Annotated in this window: 21 protein-coding genes and 1 other RNA gene; 8 read left to right on the top strand and 14 right to left on the bottom strand. The window is 30.7% G+C overall.

The genetic code is table 11. From position 1 onward, the window contains the following. Window position 1 precedes the first annotated feature (1 nt). The gene (locus tag H574_RS0109865) at window positions 2-1,051 is read right to left on the bottom strand and encodes a glycosyltransferase (RefSeq protein ID WP_155912639.1); all 1,050 of its coding nucleotides are present in this window, start codon (window positions 1,049-1,051) and stop codon (window positions 2-4) included. An 82-nt stretch (window positions 1,052-1,133) separates the two neighbouring features. Between H574_RS0109865 and H574_RS0109860 the strand changes: the two genes are divergently transcribed. After that, on the top strand, window positions 1,134-2,273 hold the full coding sequence (locus H574_RS0109860) for a glycosyltransferase (RefSeq protein WP_027880421.1): 1,140 nt from the start codon (window positions 1,134-1,136) through the stop codon (window positions 2,271-2,273). Here the strand turns inward: H574_RS0109860 and H574_RS0109855 are convergent. The 6 genes from H574_RS0109855 to typA form a co-directional block, all read right to left on the bottom strand. After that, window positions 2,270-3,577, bottom strand: a complete 1,308-nt coding sequence (locus H574_RS0109855) for an O-antigen translocase (protein WP_027880420.1) — start codon at window positions 3,575-3,577, stop codon at window positions 2,270-2,272. The two genes, H574_RS0109860 and H574_RS0109855, sit on opposite strands and share 4 nt — an antisense overlap. Continuing rightward, window positions 3,578-4,675, bottom strand: a complete 1,098-nt coding sequence (locus H574_RS0109850; RefSeq protein WP_027880419.1) for a DegT/DnrJ/EryC1/StrS family aminotransferase — start codon at window positions 4,673-4,675, stop codon at window positions 3,578-3,580. Further along, the gene (locus H574_RS14145) at window positions 4,668-5,513 is read right to left on the bottom strand and encodes a FemAB family protein (RefSeq protein WP_240471265.1); all 846 of its coding nucleotides are present in this window, start codon (window positions 5,511-5,513) and stop codon (window positions 4,668-4,670) included. The genes H574_RS0109850 and H574_RS14145 overlap by 8 nt, the downstream gene beginning before the upstream one ends. A 129-nt stretch (window positions 5,514-5,642) precedes the next feature. Next, window positions 5,643-5,882 (bottom strand): hypothetical protein, encoded by a 240-nt coding sequence (locus H574_RS0109840; protein WP_027880418.1) that lies wholly within the window; start codon window positions 5,880-5,882, stop codon window positions 5,643-5,645. After that, the gene (locus H574_RS0109835; protein WP_027880417.1) at window positions 5,883-6,650 is read right to left on the bottom strand and encodes a nicotinamide mononucleotide transporter; all 768 of its coding nucleotides are present in this window, start codon (window positions 6,648-6,650) and stop codon (window positions 5,883-5,885) included. A gap of 3 nt (window positions 6,651-6,653) precedes the next feature. Further along, window positions 6,654-8,453, bottom strand: a complete 1,800-nt coding sequence (gene typA, locus H574_RS0109830) for a translational GTPase TypA (protein ID WP_027880416.1) — start codon at window positions 8,451-8,453, stop codon at window positions 6,654-6,656. Window positions 8,454-8,744: 291 nt separating this feature from the next. On the opposite strand from typA, the gene kdsA reads away from it, so the two are divergent. Then, window positions 8,745-9,563: a 3-deoxy-8-phosphooctulonate synthase gene (gene kdsA / locus H574_RS0109825; protein ID WP_027880415.1), complete on the top strand. Its 819-nt coding sequence runs from the start codon at window positions 8,745-8,747 to the stop codon at window positions 9,561-9,563. Window positions 9,564-9,788: 225 nt separating this feature from the next. On the opposite strand, the gene H574_RS0109820 is transcribed toward kdsA, so the two are convergent. From H574_RS0109820 to H574_RS0109800, 5 genes are all read right to left on the bottom strand, one after another. Further along, window positions 9,789-10,136, bottom strand: a complete 348-nt coding sequence (locus H574_RS0109820) for a DUF1801 domain-containing protein (RefSeq protein WP_027880414.1) — start codon at window positions 10,134-10,136, stop codon at window positions 9,789-9,791. A gap of 1 nt (window position 10,137) precedes the next feature. Further along, window positions 10,138-10,497, bottom strand: coding sequence for a hypothetical protein (locus H574_RS0109815; RefSeq protein WP_027880413.1), 360 nt, complete (start codon window positions 10,495-10,497; stop codon window positions 10,138-10,140). A gap of 71 nt (window positions 10,498-10,568) precedes the next feature. Then, window positions 10,569-12,629 (bottom strand): hypothetical protein, encoded by a 2,061-nt coding sequence (locus H574_RS0109810; RefSeq protein WP_027880412.1) that lies wholly within the window; start codon window positions 12,627-12,629, stop codon window positions 10,569-10,571. A 61-nt stretch (window positions 12,630-12,690) separates the two neighbouring features. Continuing rightward, window positions 12,691-13,896, bottom strand: a complete 1,206-nt coding sequence (locus H574_RS0109805) for an NAD(P)-dependent oxidoreductase (RefSeq protein WP_027880411.1) — start codon at window positions 13,894-13,896, stop codon at window positions 12,691-12,693. 58 nt (window positions 13,897-13,954) lie between these two features. After that, window positions 13,955-14,167, bottom strand: a complete 213-nt coding sequence (locus tag H574_RS0109800) for a hypervirulence associated TUDOR domain-containing protein (protein ID WP_027880410.1) — start codon at window positions 14,165-14,167, stop codon at window positions 13,955-13,957. Window positions 14,168-14,419: 252 nt separating this feature from the next. Here H574_RS0109800 and ssrA point away from each other — a divergent pair. The 4 genes from ssrA (at window position 14,420) to H574_RS0109785 (ending at window position 18,397) form a co-directional block, all read left to right on the top strand. Next, window positions 14,420-14,817: a transfer-messenger RNA gene (ssrA, locus tag H574_RS14585) on the top strand. Window positions 14,818-15,054: 237 nt separating this feature from the next. Further along, a complete protein-coding gene (locus H574_RS0109795) occupies window positions 15,055-16,251 on the top strand; it encodes a hypothetical protein (RefSeq protein ID WP_027880409.1) in 1,197 nt (398 codons plus the stop codon). After that, complete coding sequence (locus H574_RS0109790; protein WP_027880408.1) at window positions 16,251-17,072, top strand: hypothetical protein; 822 nt, start codon at window positions 16,251-16,253, stop codon at window positions 17,070-17,072. The genes H574_RS0109795 and H574_RS0109790 overlap by 1 nt, the downstream gene beginning before the upstream one ends. A gap of 2 nt (window positions 17,073-17,074) precedes the next feature. Continuing rightward, the gene (locus tag H574_RS0109785) at window positions 17,075-18,397 is read left to right on the top strand and encodes a DNA cytosine methyltransferase (RefSeq protein WP_027880407.1); all 1,323 of its coding nucleotides are present in this window, start codon (window positions 17,075-17,077) and stop codon (window positions 18,395-18,397) included. Between the two features lie 141 nt (window positions 18,398-18,538). Here the strand turns inward: H574_RS0109785 and H574_RS0109780 are convergent, their stop codons facing one another. Continuing rightward, window positions 18,539-18,814, bottom strand: a complete 276-nt coding sequence (locus H574_RS0109780) for a hypothetical protein (RefSeq protein WP_027880406.1) — start codon at window positions 18,812-18,814, stop codon at window positions 18,539-18,541. 138 nt (window positions 18,815-18,952) lie between these two features. Between H574_RS0109780 and H574_RS0109775 the strand changes: the two genes are divergently transcribed. After that, window positions 18,953-19,156, top strand: coding sequence for a hypothetical protein (locus H574_RS0109775; protein WP_155912637.1), 204 nt, complete (start codon window positions 18,953-18,955; stop codon window positions 19,154-19,156). Then, window positions 19,146-19,349, top strand: coding sequence for a hypothetical protein (locus H574_RS0109770; RefSeq protein ID WP_027880404.1), 204 nt, complete (start codon window positions 19,146-19,148; stop codon window positions 19,347-19,349). The genes H574_RS0109775 and H574_RS0109770 overlap by 11 nt, the downstream gene beginning before the upstream one ends. 2 nt (window positions 19,350-19,351) lie before the next feature. On the opposite strand, the gene H574_RS0109765 is transcribed toward H574_RS0109770, so the two are convergent. Further along, window positions 19,352-19,807, bottom strand: a complete 456-nt coding sequence (locus tag H574_RS0109765; protein ID WP_027880403.1) for a terminase small subunit — start codon at window positions 19,805-19,807, stop codon at window positions 19,352-19,354. Window positions 19,808-19,836 lie beyond the last annotated feature (29 nt).

Below are 19,836 nucleotides of genomic sequence, written 5' to 3'. Positions count from 1 at the left end.
ATTATGTAATGTTTTTTACTATTTGTTCCCATTGTTTTGCAATAGCACTCATTCTTAGGTGCTTTACACTACTTTTTGCATTTTTTTTACAAGCTAAATATTTGTTTTGCTCTAGAATAAACATGTTTAATGCTTGTTTATATAACTCTGTATCATTATTTACAATTAACCCATTATAGGCGTGTTTTATAATCTCTCTTGAGCCAGAACAATTTACAGACACTACTGGAGTACCTAAAGCCAAAGACTCTATTACAACTCTTGGAAAACCCTCATACCTACTTGTTAAACAGGTAAAAAGTGCATTTTTCACATAAGGGAATGGGTTTTTTGTAAAGGGTTTAAACACTATTAAATTTGTATTGGCTTTTTGCTTTAATTTTTGCAAATCATCACCATCTCCTAAAATCAAAAGACGTATTTTTTTAGACGGTAAAACAGACTTTTTATAGGCATCTATAAGCATTGATATATTCTTAGTTTTGTCTTTTAAACTACCATAAAATAGGATATACTTTCCTGAAAATTTAATTGACGTATTAGCAAGACTTTCTAATTCTTTAAAATCTAAAGGATTATATATAGAAAATACATTTTCAAACCCATATATCTGCTTTACTTTGTCTTCAATTTCTTTAGAAACACCTACATAGAAATGATCATTATTATAAACTAGAGAAGTAAATATTGTTTTTTTTGATAAGTACACACTTAATTTCCTACTTCGTATTACGTAAAGTAATTTTTGATTTTTATAAAATAAATTACTTAAAAGTAATTCTTTAAAAAAAATAGGTCTTGTTCGATTATCTATTATCAAATCAAATTTTTCTTTTGCAAGTGTTTCTTTTAATAATCGATACCGTTTAATTAACCCTAAAAAACTAGGGTTACTATCTTTTATCAATCCTAAATTTAATAGTTTACCATGATATTTATAATCTATTCTATTTAACATAGTAATGAGATAAACCTCATAACCTAAATAGTCTAACATTTTAGATAACAAAGCAGACGATCGTTCTGCTCCTCCAGCACCTAGAGAAGACACAATAATGCATATTTTCTTTTTATTACTCTTAGTTACCTGCAATATTTTTTATAATTATCTTTGAATGGTAAAAGTACAAAATATGAAGATATTATTAGTTGGAGAGTATAGCAGACTTCACAACTCTTTAAAAGAAGGATTGACTGAATTAGGGCATGATGTTACAATAATGGCTTCTGGTGATGGTTTTAAAAATTATCCTGTAGATATTAAAATAAACCATTCTTTTAATAATTTCTTTTTAAAAAAGCTTAAAGTTTTAATTTACAAACTCACTAAAATAGATTTGGGGGCTTTTCAAATGTATATTAAAGCTAAATCTAACCTAAAAACCCTAGGCAACTTTGATGTTGTACAACTTATAAATGAATCGCCATTAAAAATAACACCTAAATACGAAATTAAGTTTATTAACTCTCTTTCTAAACAAACTAAAAAAATTTATTTATTATCCTGTGGTATTGATTACACATGTATGAAGTATATGATTAATGGTGGTTTCAAGTACAGTATTATGACACCATATCTAAACGATAAATCATTAAAAAATCGTTATCGTTTTCAATTAATGTACTTAAGCAAACCTTACAAGCGCTTACACGATTTTATACTCACAAAATGTAACGGCATTATATCTAGTGACATAGACTATCATATTCCCTTTCTAAAAAAAGAAAAATATCTAAGATTAATTCCTAATGCTGTTAATTCTGATAAAATACATTACATTCCAATTAGTATTGAAAAAAAAATAAAAATTTTTCATGGTGTTAATAAATTTGCTTATCACAAAAAAGGTAACTTATTTTTTGACGATGCTATATCTATTTTAAAAGATAAATATCCAGATAAAGTTGAAGTCTTTAGAACTGAAAATATCCCTTATAAAGATTACATAAAATTATATGACTCTTGTCATATTTTACTGGATCAAGTTTACGGCTACGACCAAGGTTACAATGCTTTAGAAGCTATGGCAAAAGGTAAAGTAGTTTTTACAGGCGCTGAACAAGAATGGCTAGATCATTATAATTTAGAAGAAGATACTGTTGCTATAAACGCTTTACCTGATGTAAATTATTTAGTTAAAAAATTAGAATGGTTAATAGAAAACCCTGATCAAATTAATAAGATTTCTAAAAATGCTAGACAGTTTATTGAAACACATCATGATTATAAAGAAGTTGCAAAACAATACTTAGCAACTTGGCAGAATAATTAATCTTCTTCCTGTTTCTCTGGGATTATACCAAATAAAGAAGAATAAAAAATCATCAAGATAATCCCGTAATACAATACATAAGTTACAAAGTGAGCCATATTTGCACCAACAACTCCAAACTCATCAATCAAATACTGACTTGTAAAGTATAAGGTTGTTACAGAAAAAGCTTCTGTAATTATATAATGCCAAAACATTCGTTTTGCCAAAAATTGATAGGCAATAACTATTGATAGTACTTTGATAAAATCTCCTAAAAGCTGCCAAAAAAATAGGTCTTCTACAGGTTGAAACTCTTCAGTTAAAACAATTAAAACAATAAAATGTCTTAAGAAGTAAATGATAATGAGACCTAATCCAAAAATCGGAATTATAGTCTTATAAAAGCTAAACACTTCTTTTCTAAAGTCTTTAATAGTATCAATTTCAGAAAAACGAGGTAAAATATATAGAGACAAAAGTGTGCTAACAAACATTAAATAGTAGTTAGATATTCTGTTCATTGCTTCCCAATGTCCAGCACTTTCTACTCCTACATTATCTATAATATAATTTCTTATAAATAATGCTACTAAAGGTAAAATAATGGCAGAAAACAAAGCCATTCCGGAATATGAACTTAGCTTTTTAGTTAACTTAAAACTAAACTTACTAGCTTTAATTAATGGTGCCAAGTTTTGTCTATTAATAATCCCTACAAGCGTAATTAAAAAGATTATAGACTCTGCAATAGCAACAGCTGTTAAGGCTCCATCTATTCGGTTTTTCCAAATTAAAAGAATAGTAATAATGGCTCCTAAAATCTGACCAAAAATGTTGAATATGATTAAATATTTATATTTAGAAAAACCATTCATTATAGCAAAAGCCAACGTGTTTAATGCATAAAAAGGTAGTGCTAATGCTAAAATTTTTATTATGTATGTGTAGTTATTATAGGCTTTAAAAATGAAGTCGTTTATGTACTCTGCATTATAATAAATTAAAAAACTTAGTAAAAGAGTAGAGATAAACCCTAAATAAAAAACTGTAGATAGTATCTTAGAAAGTTTTGTCCTGTCATGCTTATGTTGTGCTATATATTTAACAACACCTTTGTATAGACCTAAAATAGATACAGACTGTACAGAACCTACAAAATTACGAAGGTTACCCACTAGTGCCATACCTTCGGCACCAATAAAAATAGCCATAAACTTTGACGTTAAAAATCCAGCTATAATTTTAACAATCACAGATACTGAATTAAGTGAAGCTACTTTTAATAAAACATTATTATTAATATAGTTTAATACTTTTTTCAATTAGTAATCATTAAGGGTTCTAATAACTTGATCTACTTCTTTTTGAGTCATCACAGGACTAATAGGTAGACTAACACAAGTTTCGTGAATTTTTTCTGTTATCGGAAATTTTAAACTATTTAATCGATAAAGCGCTTTTTGTTGGTGAGGAGCTGTAGGATAATGTATAGACGACTCTATTTTGTTAGCTTTTAAATAATTAACAAAATCTTGACGATTATTTACTAAAACAACAAATAAATGAAACACGTGGTTTGAGGAGTAATCATAAAACGGTAATTTGATTTTAGGATTATTGATTTCGGATAAGTAACACTTTGCTATCTCTTGACGTCTTAAATTATCTGCATCTAATTGTTTTAATTTAGTTGAAAGAAACAATGCCTGTATTTCATCCAAACGACTGTTACTTCCTACAAATTCGTTAACATATTTAGCTGAAGATCCGTAATTTCTTAACTTGAAAATCACCTTCGCTAATTCTTCATTATTTGTAGTAACAGCACCAGCATCTCCTAATGCGCCAAGATTTTTTGAAGGGTAAAAACTAAATGCTGCAGCATCTGCTAAATTGCCTGCTTTTTTTGAATCTGCTGTTGCACCATGTGCTTGTGCTGCATCTTCAATAACTAATAAATTTTTATCATTAGCCAGTTTATTTATAGAATTCATATCGCACAACTGCCCATATAAATGAACGACTAAAATTGCTTTTGTTTTAGTTGAAATATGCTTATCTATTTCTAATACATCAATATTAAAAGTTTTTGCGTCTGGCTCTACTAAAACTGGAGTTAAACCGGCGTTTATTATAGATATAATGCTTGCTATATAAGTATTTGCAGGGACAATTACCTCATCTTTTGGTTGTAGAAGCCCTAATTTTAAATAGCCTTTAAAAATCAATTCTAAAGCATCTAAACCGTTTCCTGTTCCTATACAATACTGTGTACCGCAATAGGTAGCAAATTCGGTTTCAAACAGCTTTACTCCTTCACCAAGAATGTACCAACCGCTTTTTAAAAAAGCCTCAAACTTTGTTTTAAATTCGGTTTCAAAACGTGCATTGATTTTATGTAAGTCTAGAAAACTAATCATCAAACTCTAAATTAATTATTGACTGTTCAAATATCGTACAACCTAATTCCTCCTTCTGCTTCTTTAAGCCAGGATTATATCCTAAAGATGTTTTTGCAAACGCTGTTCCCATAGAAAAACTTTGCTTACCTTCTTTTTGATACAAATTGATTAAGTGTATGAAAAGATAATCCAATGCTCGATATTTTTCTCCTAGAGTTGTAGTTGCTCCATATTGTGATTTTACAACATGGTCTTTTTCAAAAATAGTTATACCTGCTAATAAAATATTATCTAAATAAATATTAAATTGTTTTATGTTATCAGGAAATAGATTAGATAAATATTTAATTTCAGAAAGTGAATGAACTGGTTGTGCTTGGTGTTTTTCTCTTAATCTAGGAATTAAAACATCATTCCAAAACCGGTCAAATTGATTTGATTTATCTATTATAAAATGATGCTTATTATTCCTGTACTTTTTTAATTTATTTTTATGTATCGTTAACTTTTTAGTTAAATCTACTGCAAAAACCATTTTAGTCTCTTCTACCTGTTCGTTAAAACAAGTAATAATTTCATTATAGAGATATTTTTGTTTGTAATAAAATTCAGGAATTAATTTAATCTTTAAAGACTTAAAATTTTGGCTTTTTAAAAATACACCGACCTGACTTATAATATCTACTAAACTAGTGAAGTCTTTAATATTTTCACAAAACACAAATCCGCCATAAGTTAATCCCTGATGAGAAAACAGCTTATCTTCTACTCTATTTGCTGGCAAAACTGCGACTAACTTTTCATCTTTAAATACCATTAAAGAATAGTCTTCAAATCGGTCTTTATGATAATCCATAAAGTGACGATTAAAAAGAAATGTGCCATTTTTGGACTGACTTATAAAGTCATTCCAAAGCTTAAGATGTGATGCTGAATATTTAAGTACTGAATAAATAGAATAACTGTTTTTACAGCTTTGAAAGTACTAATTTTTCTTTAAAAACGCATAATAAAAGTTAACACAAAATATTGCTGCGTTTGCTATAATTATAGGCAAACCAACTCTAACGGTTGGCATCATAAAACCATAAATTATAAATAATGTACAACCAATCATGTTAACAATTCTTAGTCTTTTTACATTTTTCATTGTAAATGAAAGTAAGACAAAAAAAGAGGCTAAATAGCCAATATATTCCGTTAGAGTTATACCGAATAGTTCCATTTATTTTTCTTTTAAAGTTTTTACATCTCCATTAAGATGCCAATCAAAATAGGTTAAAATAGCATTGCTTAAATAAAACACATATTTGATAACATTAGCTAAATTACCTTGAATAAAATTCTTTACTATTTGCGCAAAATTATAAAATGTCCAGACTAAAAAGGACTGTTTGTATTTAAATACAATACCAACGTTTCCTATAATAGAAATTCCAAAAATAATTGCAATTGTATGTTTAAAAATTGGATTGGTTATTGTTGTACCAAACCAATAAAACCCTAAATATACAAGACTATACGAAATTATAAATGCAACAATAAATAATATCCAATACCTAAAATCTGCATTTTTAATACGTTCGCCTTCATACCATTTTTTTGTAGACAATAACGCTAATCCAAAGGTTAAAGGATAAGTTATTATAGCTGAATGATTGCCAAATAAATAATCTATAACTCCAGAATTTATAGTTGTAAAAATCCAAATTACGTTACCTATATTACTTTGTCTAACTAAAAAACGTGTAGCTAATAAAGAAAAAACAGCTCCTAAAATAGATAAAATACCTATTGGGAAAGCGCCTTTTTCTATATAGCTCCATAAACTAGAAAAAGGTATCCCAAAACGGATACCTCCTTCATAATATATAGTTTCATGAAAGTTTCTGTAAAGTGTAATTCCAACTACCAAAACTACTCCAAGTACATCTATATATTTAGAGTGTACAATGCGCCTAAGCAAAGGATTTGATATGGTAGTATCGGTCACTTTTTACAAAGCTTTATTACGCTTACGCTCTACTTCTTTTAGTAAAATTTTACGTAATCGTAAGTGGTTTGGTGTTACCTCTACATACTCATCTTTTTGTATGTATTCTAAAGCTTCTTCTAAAGAAAACTTAATTGCAGGTACAATTTTAGCTTTATCGTCTGCTCCAGCACTACGTACGTTACTTAACTTTTTAGTTTTTGTAACGTTTACAGTCATATCATCTTGACGAGAGTTTTCTCCAATTACTTGACCTTCGTAAATATCTTCTCCTGGATCGATAAAAAACTTTCCTCTTTCTTGTAATTTATCAATAGAATAAGGAATAGCTTGACCGTTTTCCATAGATACTAAAGATCCATTTTGTCTTTCTGGAATACCACCTTTTACTGGTTGATATTCTTTAAAACGGTGTGCCATAATTGCTTCTCCTGCAGTTGCTGTTAATAATTGGTTACGTAAACCGATGATACCTCTTGACGGAATGATAAACTCACAAACCATACGGTCTCCTTTAGCTTCCATACTCATCATTTCACCTTTACGCATTGTTACAAGCTCTACTGCTTTACCAGAAACTGTTTCTGGTAAATCGATAGTCATTTCTTCAACTGGCTCACATTTTACACCATCAATTTCTTTAATAATTACTTGTGGCTGACCTATTTGTAACTCATAACCTTCACGACGCATCGTTTCGATTAAAACCGATAAGTGTAATACACCACGACCAAAGACCATAAATTTATCGGCACTATCAGTTTCTTGTACACGTAAGGCTAAGTTTTTTTCTAACTCTTTTGTTAAACGGTCTTTAATATGTCTTGACGTTACAAACTTTCCGTCTTTTCCAAAGAAAGGCGAATCGTTAATGGTAAATAACATACTCATTGTTGGCTCGTCAATTGCAATAGTTTTTAATCCTTCTGGATTTTCAAAATCGGCAACAGTATCACCAATTTCAAAACCATCAAGACCAACAATTGCACAAATATCTCCAGTTTGTACTTGATCTACTTTTATACGACCTAAACCTTCAAAGACGTGTAATTCTTTAATTCTACTTTTCACCTTAGAACCATCACGTTTTACTAACGTAATTTGTTGGTTAACTTTTAAGTCGCCACGCGTTAAACGTCCAATAGCAATACGACCTGTAAAACTAGAGTAGTCTAAAGACGTGATTAACATTTGCGTTGTTCCTTCTTCAATTTTTGGTTCAGGAATATGCTCGATAACCATATCTAATAATGGCTCGATGTTTTCTGTTTGTTGCTTCCAATCTTCACTCATCCAGTTGTTCTTTGCAGAACCATAAACTGTCGGGAAGTCTAATTGCCACTCTTCTGCACCAAGTTCAAACATTAAGTCAAACACTTTTTCGTGTACCTCATCCGGTGTACAGTTTTCTTTGTCAACTTTGTTTACAACTACGCAAGGTTTTAACCCTAAATCAATAGCTTTTTGAAGTACAAAACGCGTTTGAGGCATTGGTCCTTCAAAAGCATCAACTAATAAAAGCACACCATCTGCCATGTTTAAAACACGCTCTACTTCTCCACCAAAATCGGCGTGACCTGGTGTATCAATAATATTAATTTTAGTGTCTTTATAAGTAACAGATACGTTTTTAGAGGTAATCGTAATACCACGTTCACGCTCTAAATCGTTATTATCCAAAATTAAATCACCAGTATTTTCGTTTTCTCTAAATAACTGACAGTGATACATAATTTTATCAACCAGCGTTGTTTTACCGTGGTCTACGTGCGCAATAATTGCAATGTTTTTAATCTTAGCCATAAATAGTGCCTTATTTTAAGCGTGCAAAGGTAGGTATAAATTATATATATTCAACACTTTATTTTTTAATTGGGCATTACCCTTTGTAACAACGCCAATTTTTAGACTAAAACAAAGATTATTAACAAGTTACAAAGGGTCGCGCTTTCAGAAGTCGCAATCAAAGATGTGCTCCAACAATTCTTCAATCGCTAATGCATGTGTTTGCCAAGATTATTTATTTCAACTAAAAATAAAAGCCTATTTATTTCAGTCATTAATAGTATCTTTGTGACATCTAAAACTATAATAATGACACTTCAAGATATACCTAAAATCAAACATACAGATAATAATAACTTCTTTTTACTTTGTGGTCCATGCGCTATTGAAGGCGAAGACATGGCTTACCGTATTGCCGAAAAAGTAGTTAGCATTACCGATAAGCTAAATATACCTTACGTATTTAAAGGTAGTTTTAAAAAAGCAAATCGTAGTCGTATTGATAGTTTTACAGGTATTGGCGATGAAAACGCATTAGAAATTCTTGCTAAAGTGTCTGAAAAATTTGATGTCCCTACCATTACAGATATACATGAAGTTAGCGATGCTGCAAAAGCAGCACAATACGTAGATGTATTACAAATCCCAGCGTTTTTAGTACGTCAAACCGATTTGGTTGTTGCTGCTGCAAAAACAGGAAAAGTAGTCAACCTTAAAAAAGGACAATTTATGAGTCCTGAAGCGATGAAACACGCTGTACAAAAAGTAAAGGATGCAGGAAGTGACAAAGCTTGGATTACCGATCGTGGTACTATGTTTGGTTACCAAGATATGATTGTAGATTTTAGAGGTATTCCTACAATGAAACACTATGCGCCTGTAGTTTTAGACGTTACACATTCTTTACAACAACCTAACCAAAGCGCTGGTGTTACAGGCGGACGACCAGATATGATCGAAACTATTGCGCGTGCTGGCGTTGTAAATAATGTAGATGGTTTATTTATCGAAACACATTTTGATCCAGCTAACGCAAAAAGCGATGGAGCAAACATGCTACACTTAGATAATTTAGAAGGTTTACTAACTAATTTGGTAGCGATTAGAAAGTTGGTGCAGAGTTTTTAATTAGTGACACCAATTACACGAATTATCACTAATTATATTTCTAATATAGTTGTTTATAAAACTACGTCAGTTCGAGTGTTTTTTATGCAATTTTAAATGGAATAAAAAATGTATCGAGAACTTTAAGTTTATACTTCTCGATACAATTTTACTTAGCTACTCTTCGTAAAATCACTCGAAGTGATGATAATGAATATTACCTTTGATGATAGAGCTATTTGTTTTTCAATACAATTCACTAGCTGCTTTCAACACATCTATAAAAATGTTATCATTTATAGCATCTAAAGACGTATATCTAAGTGACATCATTTTTTTACGATTTTCGGTAATTTGATATTCTTGATGTACTTTTATTTCTGGTCCTTTTACAAAACCAACATCTACAAATTGCTTTTTATGACTAGCATTGAAGTAACAAAAAGGCTTTCCTTTTAAGTAGTAAAATGGGATTTTATACTTGTATTTTAATTCTATTTCTGGTAAAGTGTGTTCTACTAAAATTTGTAAATGCAATAAAATAGCCCGAAAAGGTTCGGGCTGATTTAATATATATTGTTCTGCAGGATTCATTTTAGAATATGGCTAAAATACCAATCACTAATAAAACAATTCCGATAATCGCTTTAAAAGGCATTAACTTGTCTGATAATTTTCTTAATGAATTTTCAAACGCAGGCGCTTTACCAAATACGTGTGTAAGTAGCAAAACACCACCAAGAATACTCATAATACCATATAAACTAAAATGACCTCCAAATAGTCTTAACAATGGTATTACGACTAATGCGCCACCAATTATAGTTTGAAAAGGCGCTAAAACACCTGCGATTTTGTTAAAAAAGTTACTTTCTCCATCCCATTTATCTAATGTTGACAGACCAAGCAAAATTCCTCCAGTAATATTTGCTATAATTAATAATAACCCAAGCATAATTTTTTGTTTTTTAGTTAGATTTAAATTTAATAAAAAAGTAAATTAGACACTAATTTTTATTTTCAAATTTAAAAATCTGTAGCATCGTTTGGATCGGTTCCATTTGTTGCTTCATCACCATCATTAACACCATCTCCATCGGTATCTGGATTATCCGGATCTGTGATGTTTCCGTTAGGATTAGCTGTAGATTGACCGTTATCGATACCGGTTAGTTCTTCACAATCAAATAAGCCATCATTATCAGAATCTATAAATGTTGGAGGACCTAATAAATAAAACATTCCGTTTGTTGATACTTGATTTGATACTGTATTTTCAACTCTTACATATAAAACTGTTAGTCCGCTAGAATTTGAAAATGGAGTTGCAATAGGATTAACGTTAGCATCTGCATCTGCTTGAGTTTCATGAAAAGTTATGTTTGAGTTTATGTAATTGTCATTAAACTGTTCTAAATCATAAGTCAATCCATCGCAATCTTCTGAGAACCATTCTGCGCTATAAACAGCTACATCTTGAGGATCTAAATAATCAGGAACATTGTCTCCGTCGCTATCTTGTTCCACTGGGTTTGTATTACTTCCATAAACTTCATCTGCAGTATTTATTCCATCACCATCATCATCTTGGTCTTGATAATCTGGTATACCATCTTGGTCAGTATCATCATCTAATAAATTTCCGTTTCCATTAATATCTTCATCTATATCATAAACACCATCATTGTCAAAATCTCCTAAAGTGATACAGGTTGATGTTGTTCCTAAATCTGTATTTGTTGTGAAATTTCCAGTTAAAACATCAGTTTCTTGTCCTCCAGCCACATCTACTACATTTATTATATATGAGCTATCTGAAGCACAATAACTAATACTTTCGTTTACGGTTCCATCAGTAACAGGTATAATTTGCGCATTGTTACCATTAACTAATTGCATATACCCGTTGGTAATTGGATTTCCATCACAATCATTAAACATTCCTGTTAGTGTTGTAATTTGTTCTGTTGAATTTGTTACTGTAACAGTAACTGTATCATCTGCAGAAAATGGTCCTACTGTTGTTGTAAACATATCACAGCCATAATTAGGAACGGTTAAAGTTAATGCTTCGTTTGCAGCTACTAAACCACAAACTTCCCCGTTACTATTTGTATATCCTCCTGTAGTTGAATTCCATGTAGTTGTTTGTAGCGTTAGTTGTGTATATAAGCTAGACAATGGATTACCGTTATTATCTTGTAATATTATACAAGTTTGAACAACATCAAAAGGCGCATCACAATTCCAGAAACTAAAATGTGATACTTCACCTACATATTCACTACCAATTAAGATAGCTTCACCTTCTTCTACCCAATATCCATTTTGCTCATCAAAATACCATAATGGTATTGTTGTTGGCGGATTTGTAGCATTAGTTGGCATGGGAACAGTTATAGTTGCTGTACTACCAGATGCAATATTTAAATCTTCACCATTTTCTCCAATTAGTTCTACAGCAATCATACCATAAGTTTCTAAAGCTCTTAAATCTCCAGCCGCATCTTGAGCTATTAACATACCTGGCATTTGTAGATTCATATCTTCTTCATCTGGATTTAAATGTCTTAACACGACATCTACATTACCTTGATATGCAAATCCTGTTGAAGTTTCAAAATTACCATCAAAATCAACTTTGGTTCCGTTTGGCAAATCAATTGTTATAGCTTGACCAGAAACTATTGTTGCATTTGGTGTAGCATCTAACAACATTATTTTAACTTGATTAACACCTTGTGTTGGCACTAATGCTCTAGATCCAGAAATGTAACCTTGTTTTGATGCTCTTATGTACGCAAAGCTTTCGTAGACAGAAACATCGTTAACTGCAAAAACACCATTAACGTCTGTTATTGCAAATCCGCTACCTAAAGTAATGTTTGCACCTATAATTGGCTCATTATTTTCATCTACAACTCGACCTATAAAGTCTGCTGAAATTTGTGATCCAAAATTAGAAAAGAATGGATTATCAGATAACCCATCTTCTTGTTGTTGGTTGATAGGTATATTATTATCCTTTTCACAAGAAACTACTAAAAAAAGAAATACTAAGGTGTAAATTAGTTTTGAAAACTTCATACTTAAAACATTGAATACTAAACTAAAGGTAAATTAAAATAATTACAAAAGAGAATTAACCTTATTCTTTTCCTTCTACATAATCTTGTAGATACGCATAACGTTTGGTTAACTTTCCGTTTTCTGTCATTTTTGCTCGTTTTAAAACACCATTTTTATCACCATTAAAAAATGCAGGTATCACCGATTTTAAAAACATCTCACCAAAACCTTCACTTGCGTCTTTTGGTAATTCACAAGGTAAATTATCTACAGCCATAACGGTAATTGCTCCTTTTGCATTGTATGGTACTTCATTTTCTGTCTTAGGATCGTAACCATAAAATGGATCTGCAATTGTTGAAGGTCTTATTGTACTAGCAACTGGTCCGTCAATATCACAAGACACATCTGCTACTAAATTAATTTTAAAATCTGGATGTTTTGCATCTTCTCTTGTAAATATATAAGGTGCGCCATCACCATAAAAATGACCAGCGATAAAAAAATCGGTTACCTTAGCGTAAGGCATAAAATTGCTTTCGTAATCGCTTGGATCTTTATAAAACTCTGGTCTACTTCCTACTTTACCATCTTTGCGTTTGTTATATTCCATAACATCTATCATACAATAAACAGGCTCTGTAAAATCTGACGTTAAGTATAACGCATCACTTACTTCTTTAATTTTTAAATGGTCCAAAATTTCTTTAGCGCCTTTTGCTACTTTACCTGTTCCGGAAAGCACAATCTTTATGTTTGGTAATTTTATTTTATCAAGCTCTGCTTTTACCTCATCTAAATCTTTTAAGTGTTCTACTTTTGGTAGTTCAAACAAACCATCACGTAATCCTAAAGCCCTAAACCCATTGTAAGCACCAACTAATCCTGCGTAGCGACCAAAACCTATTAATCGTGCTCCGCTTTCTTTAACGATGGTTTCGTGATCGTATAGCTCGATATTTTTTTCTAAGATGGCTTTTAGCAGCTTACGATTATAAGGTTGCTTTTTTATAGTATGACTGAAGAAAAAATATTTTTTATTAGGAATTAAAGCGTCTATTGGCACTTCTTTTACACCTAACATGACGTCTGCTTCTGAGACATCTTGAGTTACTGTAAATCCTAAATCTGAATAGTCTTTATCTGGAAAAACCCTAATATCTGAAGCTTCTACTACTACGTTTGCTTCTGGAAAATTATCTTTTAGTGTTTTTAAATCTTTTGGTGAAAATACAACGCGTCTATCTGGTGGATTTTTACGTTCTTTTATTATTGCGAATTTCATGTATTACATTTTAATCCTGCTAAAATACCTTTATTATTAAGCTTTAGCAAATGAAATTTTATTCTACTTTTTCAACTTCATTTTCTAGTTTTAAGACATAATCTCCTTCATCTTGTTTAATGTATAGTGCTTTATTATTTGTAGTTCCATCTCTTGTTACATCTGTTCCTTTAATGGTTTTTGTTATTTGTTTTGTGTAAGTTTCTTGCACTTTTCCTATTGCTGTCCCGCTTCCCCATTTCCATTTTACCTTACTTCCTTGTCGTATCATTTTTTTATTTTAATGTAATTATTTTTATGTCATTTTTTCTTAAGTTTTTTATAAATGTGTGTTGGTATATTTTTTGATACATTATTTTTAGTAAATTCGCAGTCCTTTACTTTAAAAGGTTTTTAAAACTAACTTTTGGTTTAGGACCGCGTTAAGGATTGAGGTATTGTTGGAGCACATCTTTGATTGCGACTACCGAAAGCCTGACGCACTTTTGCCATTAAAAGCAAAAGTGGGTAACGCCATAAAATTGGGGTCGACTGGTTTTGACAGCGAGATTAATTAAATGGTAAGCACGTCGTGTAACGACTATGAGACACGTAAAACGCTAGGTCAACTTTTTAAACGGCGAGAATAACTACGCTTTAGCTGCCTAATCTGAATTATAGTAAGATTACGCCTAGGCTTACAAGGTAAGCAAGCTAAATGTCTCTGGAAAGCCTTGATTGGCGGCGTTCCTTTTTGAGGCATCGTAAATGTCAATATAGATTTGGTAGCGCTTTGATGCTAAATCGAAACTTTAAGAAGATAGGCAGTAACTAGGTTGTCTTTAACCAGGTTGCTGATGAAAACACAAGAAAAGACTAAACGTGTAGAAAGCTATTTGGTTACTTGTTTGGACGAGAGTTCGATTCTCTCCGACTCCACAGAAAAAAACCTTAATCAATTGAAAATAAACTGATTAAGGTTTTATTTTTTATGATTATGTATGATTTATGTACAGTAAAATTAGATATTAAAACTTATTAGTCAAAAAATTATGAAAAATAAGTTTACTAAGAACACTTTGCATTCACTCTAATTTTACTAACTTATACAGTATTCTGTATTAAAATTATGGCCAATTATAATATATTTGTTGTAGTTGTCCAATTAAAAGGCTTTAAATGACAAAAACATTCGCAGGTAAAGGAGGAAAAAAACCTCAATTAGAAATACCCATAGATCTTATACATTTAGATGAAAGTAATCCAAGATTAGTTCAGTATGTTCAAGATGAAGATTTTACAGAATTAGACTTAATATCAGTCATGTATCAACACTTTGATACTGAAGTTATAGCTCTTTCCCTTATAGAAAATGGTTATTTTGATGAGGAGCCTATAATAGTAGTTCCTAAAGATTTACCACATAATTTTTCTTATGATAACTATAGTAATGAAGAGTTAGAAAAACAGCTTCAAGATCTTATTGATAAAAAGGAAATTTCATTTACTGTTGTTGAAGGAAACAGAAGAGTGTCAACTATTAAACTACTCTTAAATAACAACTTAAGAGAAGACTTAGGAATAAACAAACTTTATCCAAAACTTGATGATCCTGATATAAGAAAAGATATATCTGTCATACCTAGTATTCTTTACAAAAACAAGAAAGATGTTTCTCCGTATTTAGGTGTAAGACATATAGCTGGATTATTAAAATGGGAAGCATTTGCTAAGGCTGCTTATGTAGCTGAAATGATTCAGGAAAAAGTTGAAGAAGGTTCTCAGACAAATGAAGCTATTAAAAACGTACAGCAAGTTGTAGCCGACAGATCAGACGTTTTAAGAAAACAATATGTAACATACAAAATATTTAGAGAAGCAGAAAACAGACTAGAAAACTATGATGTAAAACCTATTTTAAATAGATTCTCTCTGCTGCAGGTCCTTTATAATTCAGGTTCTATTAGAGATTATATTGGTGTAGACCCTTATAAAAAAGTTGATTTCAATGAAGATTATTTAGTTCCTGAAAATAAACTCGAAGAGTTTGAAGAGGTTCTAACTTGGGTATTTGGGAATAGAAACAAGGGAATAGAACCTGTATTAACTGATTCTAGAAAAATAACGAGTAAACTAAGCCATATAGTTACTAGTGATGATGCGGTAAGGTATTTAAGGGAGTATAAAAATATCGATGAAGCTTATGAAAGAACTAATGGTGAGCGTGACTACTTGTCTCAAAATTTAAGTAAAGCATCCAGGGCTTTACAAACATCATTACAATTTGCTTACAAATACAGTGGAGATCAAGAATTATTAAATCAAATTGATGAGCTCGAAAAACTATTAAATGCATTAAAGAGTAATTTGAAATAATGGAAGATTTTGTAGGTTTTATTGTAGGCAGGGAAATAGAATGCCTTGAATATAATTTATTGCTATATGCAAATCCCATAACTAAATCTATCATTAGAGATTTAGTTGACAGAACTCTTTCTTATGAGAGAGAGGTTAAAGAAGAAGACATTGATAGCTGGATCGCCACAATTGAAAATAGAAGCTATAAATATCTTAATAGATCTTTATATTCAGTTGAAAATAACATAATTACTCCTTTAAAAAAATGGAATGAAGTACCTGAATATTTTTTATGTATACACTTCTCTTTATATGGAGCTAGCAGTGATATCACAGGGACTAAACTATTTGAAAAAATTTCCGCTTATGCTTTAAAAAATTTTATTAATGGAGATGTATACATATTAGGTTTTCCTGCAAACAAAAACCTAAACGAATACTTAGATGAGTTATCTTATCTATTTCATGAGCATAGAGGAATGCAAGCTAATAATGATTATAAAGATGACGGAGTAGATGTAATAGGCTATAAAAAATTTAACGATAATAGATCCTCTAATCTATATGTTTTACAACAATGTGCCGCAGGAAAACACTGGAGTAAAAAGAAACAGATACCTCTAGAAAGGTGGACAAAATATATTTATTGGTATAGCAAAAATATTATAGAATCTATTTCAACTGTTGATTATGTTGATTTGAAAGAATTTGGAAAACAAGTTTCCACCTACGGTATGTTATTTGATAGGTTAAGAATATATAACTCACTATATAACAAAGACATAGAAACAGGACTCAGATCAGAAGTTCTGGAATGGTGTAACTCTACATTTAATTAAAAATGAAATTTATTGATTTATTTGCTGGGTTAGGAGGTTTTCATTTCGCTTTGACGAAAATGGGTCATGAATGTGTATTTGCAAGTGAGAAAAAGGAAAACCTTGCAAAACTTTATAAAGAAAATTATAATATTGAGGTTAATAGAGATATTAGACTTATTTCACCAGATAAAATACCCTCTCATGAAATCTTATGTGCAGGTTTTCCGTGCCAGCCATTCTCTAAGGCTGGTAAACAAAAGGGATTAAAAGACGAAAATAACGGAAGTTTTTTTGATATTCTAGCTGAAATTTTAAATTATCATAAGCCTAAATATTTTATTTTAGAAAATGTAAGAAACCTAGAATCTCATGATGACTTTAAAACATGGGATTATATTTCTTTAAGACTTGAAGATTTAGGATATTCTATTGATAAAAAAATATTTTCTCCCCATCAGTTTAACATACCTCAACATAGAGAAAGACTTTTTATTGTGGGATGTCTAGATGGACTAAATCACTTCAAATGGCCAGAGACAAGCACTCTTACAAAAAGTACAAAAGACTTTTTAAGACAAGCTCACAAAACTAGACTATTAGAAGAAGAGAAAAAACATGTCTTAAATGTTTGGCAAGAATTCTTAGATATTTTTCCTAAAAAAACTAAAATACCAGGATTTCCAATATGGGCTATGGAATTTGGTGCTGATTATCCTTACGAAACTAGCACACCGTATTCTTCTTCAAATTGGGCTTTAGGAAAAAGCAAAGGAAGTTTCGGTGTTCCTTTAAAAAATATGACAAGAGAGGATAAATTCAAAAATTTACCATCATACGCAAGAACTAAACAAGAAGTCTTCCCTACTTGGAAACAAAATTATATAAGAAAAAATAGGGAGTTTTATCAATTACATAAAACAAATATAGATTCTGTTATTAAGAAAATAAAAAAATTTAATAATTCTAGTTGGCAAAAACTTGAGTGGAATTGTGGTGACTCAAGAAGAAACATAAAAGATTATATTATACAGTTTAGAGCCTCAGGAGTTAGAATAAAAAAACCAGACATATTCCCATCTTTAGTAACTGTCAGTACTCAAGTTCCAATAATAGGCTGGGAAAACAGATATATATCTCCAGAAGAAGGAGCTGCTCTGCAAAGTATGGAAGGAATAAAACTACCAGAAAATCTAAGTACTAGTTTTAGTGCTTTAGGAAATGCGGTTAACGCTAAAATAGTAAAATTAATTGCAGAAAAATTAATTATCAACCAACCCTGCGATCATAGAAACAATTTAACATCTAATATAATACTATCCGAACATCAACACATTGACAATTGATTTAAAAATAAAAAAGAGCCTATTTTTCAATAGGCTCTCTAAACAATTTTAAATCAATATAGGTATATAAGAACTCTTTTTAAAAAGTAATGTAATATATTACAATATACAATTTTATTTACTTTTCACACCTAATAAAATTCAATATTTTATTATATAAATAAAGCAGTCAAACTGATCCGTTTCTCCTGTTCCTGCTGATAATTGCTGCTTTTTAATAACCTGGTAATTTTTAATATTATATTGATTTGCAATGAATTCAATTTCATCTCCAGTAAGTTCTTTGTAAACTGGTAGAATTATAATCTCCTTTTGCTTTTCAATATGAGATCCTATTATGTTCGCTTCTTTAGAATACAAAACGTTAGGATGATTTTTTAAAATACTTTCTGTAGAAATTAAGTCTGATTCTATCATATTACTTGCTTTTTGTTACACTCAAATATAGTACAAAATATTTGTACTACAAATTAATTGTACTTTTTTTATCTTTGTTGAATGATAAAAAACGAAATAGAATTTTATAGTCTTTTAATCAATAGTATTGATTTAGACATGAGAAAGAGAGGATTAAAAAATCCTGATATGCTTCTAAGTAGTGAATACCAAATTAGCAGAACTCAGTATTACAACATTAAAAGCATAGCTGGAGGAAATCAATCTACTCCAAGACTTTCTAACAGTAGGCTATTTAAACTTTGTGATTATCTAGGTATTGAATTTGAAATCATGTATAAAATCACAAATGATGTCAAATAAAATCGATAGAGAAAAAATATTAATGCTAATTGAAAGCATGGAGGCTAACGCACATCGTTTATTAAAAGATGCTGCGATACTTAGAGAGGAGCTGTCTGGTGGTTCGGACAGCTCTAATTTAAAAAAGCCACTTTCTCAAGATCACATTAAACAGCTAATAGATAAACGCAATAGTTCTCGTTTTAAAAAATAAACCTATTTACGCTTAAGTCCTTGCTCTCTCTTTTTTAGCAAAAACTTAATTCTTGCTTCGCGTTCTTCTGGTGTTATATCCGATCCAACCACAATACTCTTTTGAGAGTTGTCTTTTTCATAATATCCTAAAAGCTTGTTTTGCTCCTTTATAGCATCAATTGCTGTGCTATACTTTCTTGTAACTTTAGAGCGCTCCTTTAAATCTTCCAATTCATACAACTGTCTTTTTAGAGTAATCTCAAGCTCTTCAATTAGCTTATTACGCTTATCTTCAATGTATTCCTGAATCCGAGTATTTCCGAGTATTTTTCTAAAATTAGAATCAGCTGTTGAGTTTTTGGCATGTTTATAAAATTGCTGATAAGCTTTGGTTCCGTTAAATCCATTTACAAACCACTCATCAATAACAAGCTTGTATTTCTCTAAAGTCTTATCTGATAACTCTCTATTTTTCATCTTTCTTTTTATAGGACATTAAATGACAT

The sequence above is a fragment of the Mesoflavibacter zeaxanthinifaciens DSM 18436 genome, assembly GCF_000422365.1.
GTDB classification, from domain to species: domain Bacteria; phylum Bacteroidota; class Bacteroidia; order Flavobacteriales; family Flavobacteriaceae; genus Mesoflavibacter; species Mesoflavibacter zeaxanthinifaciens.
This window is presented reverse-complemented; position numbering and strand designations above follow the sequence as displayed.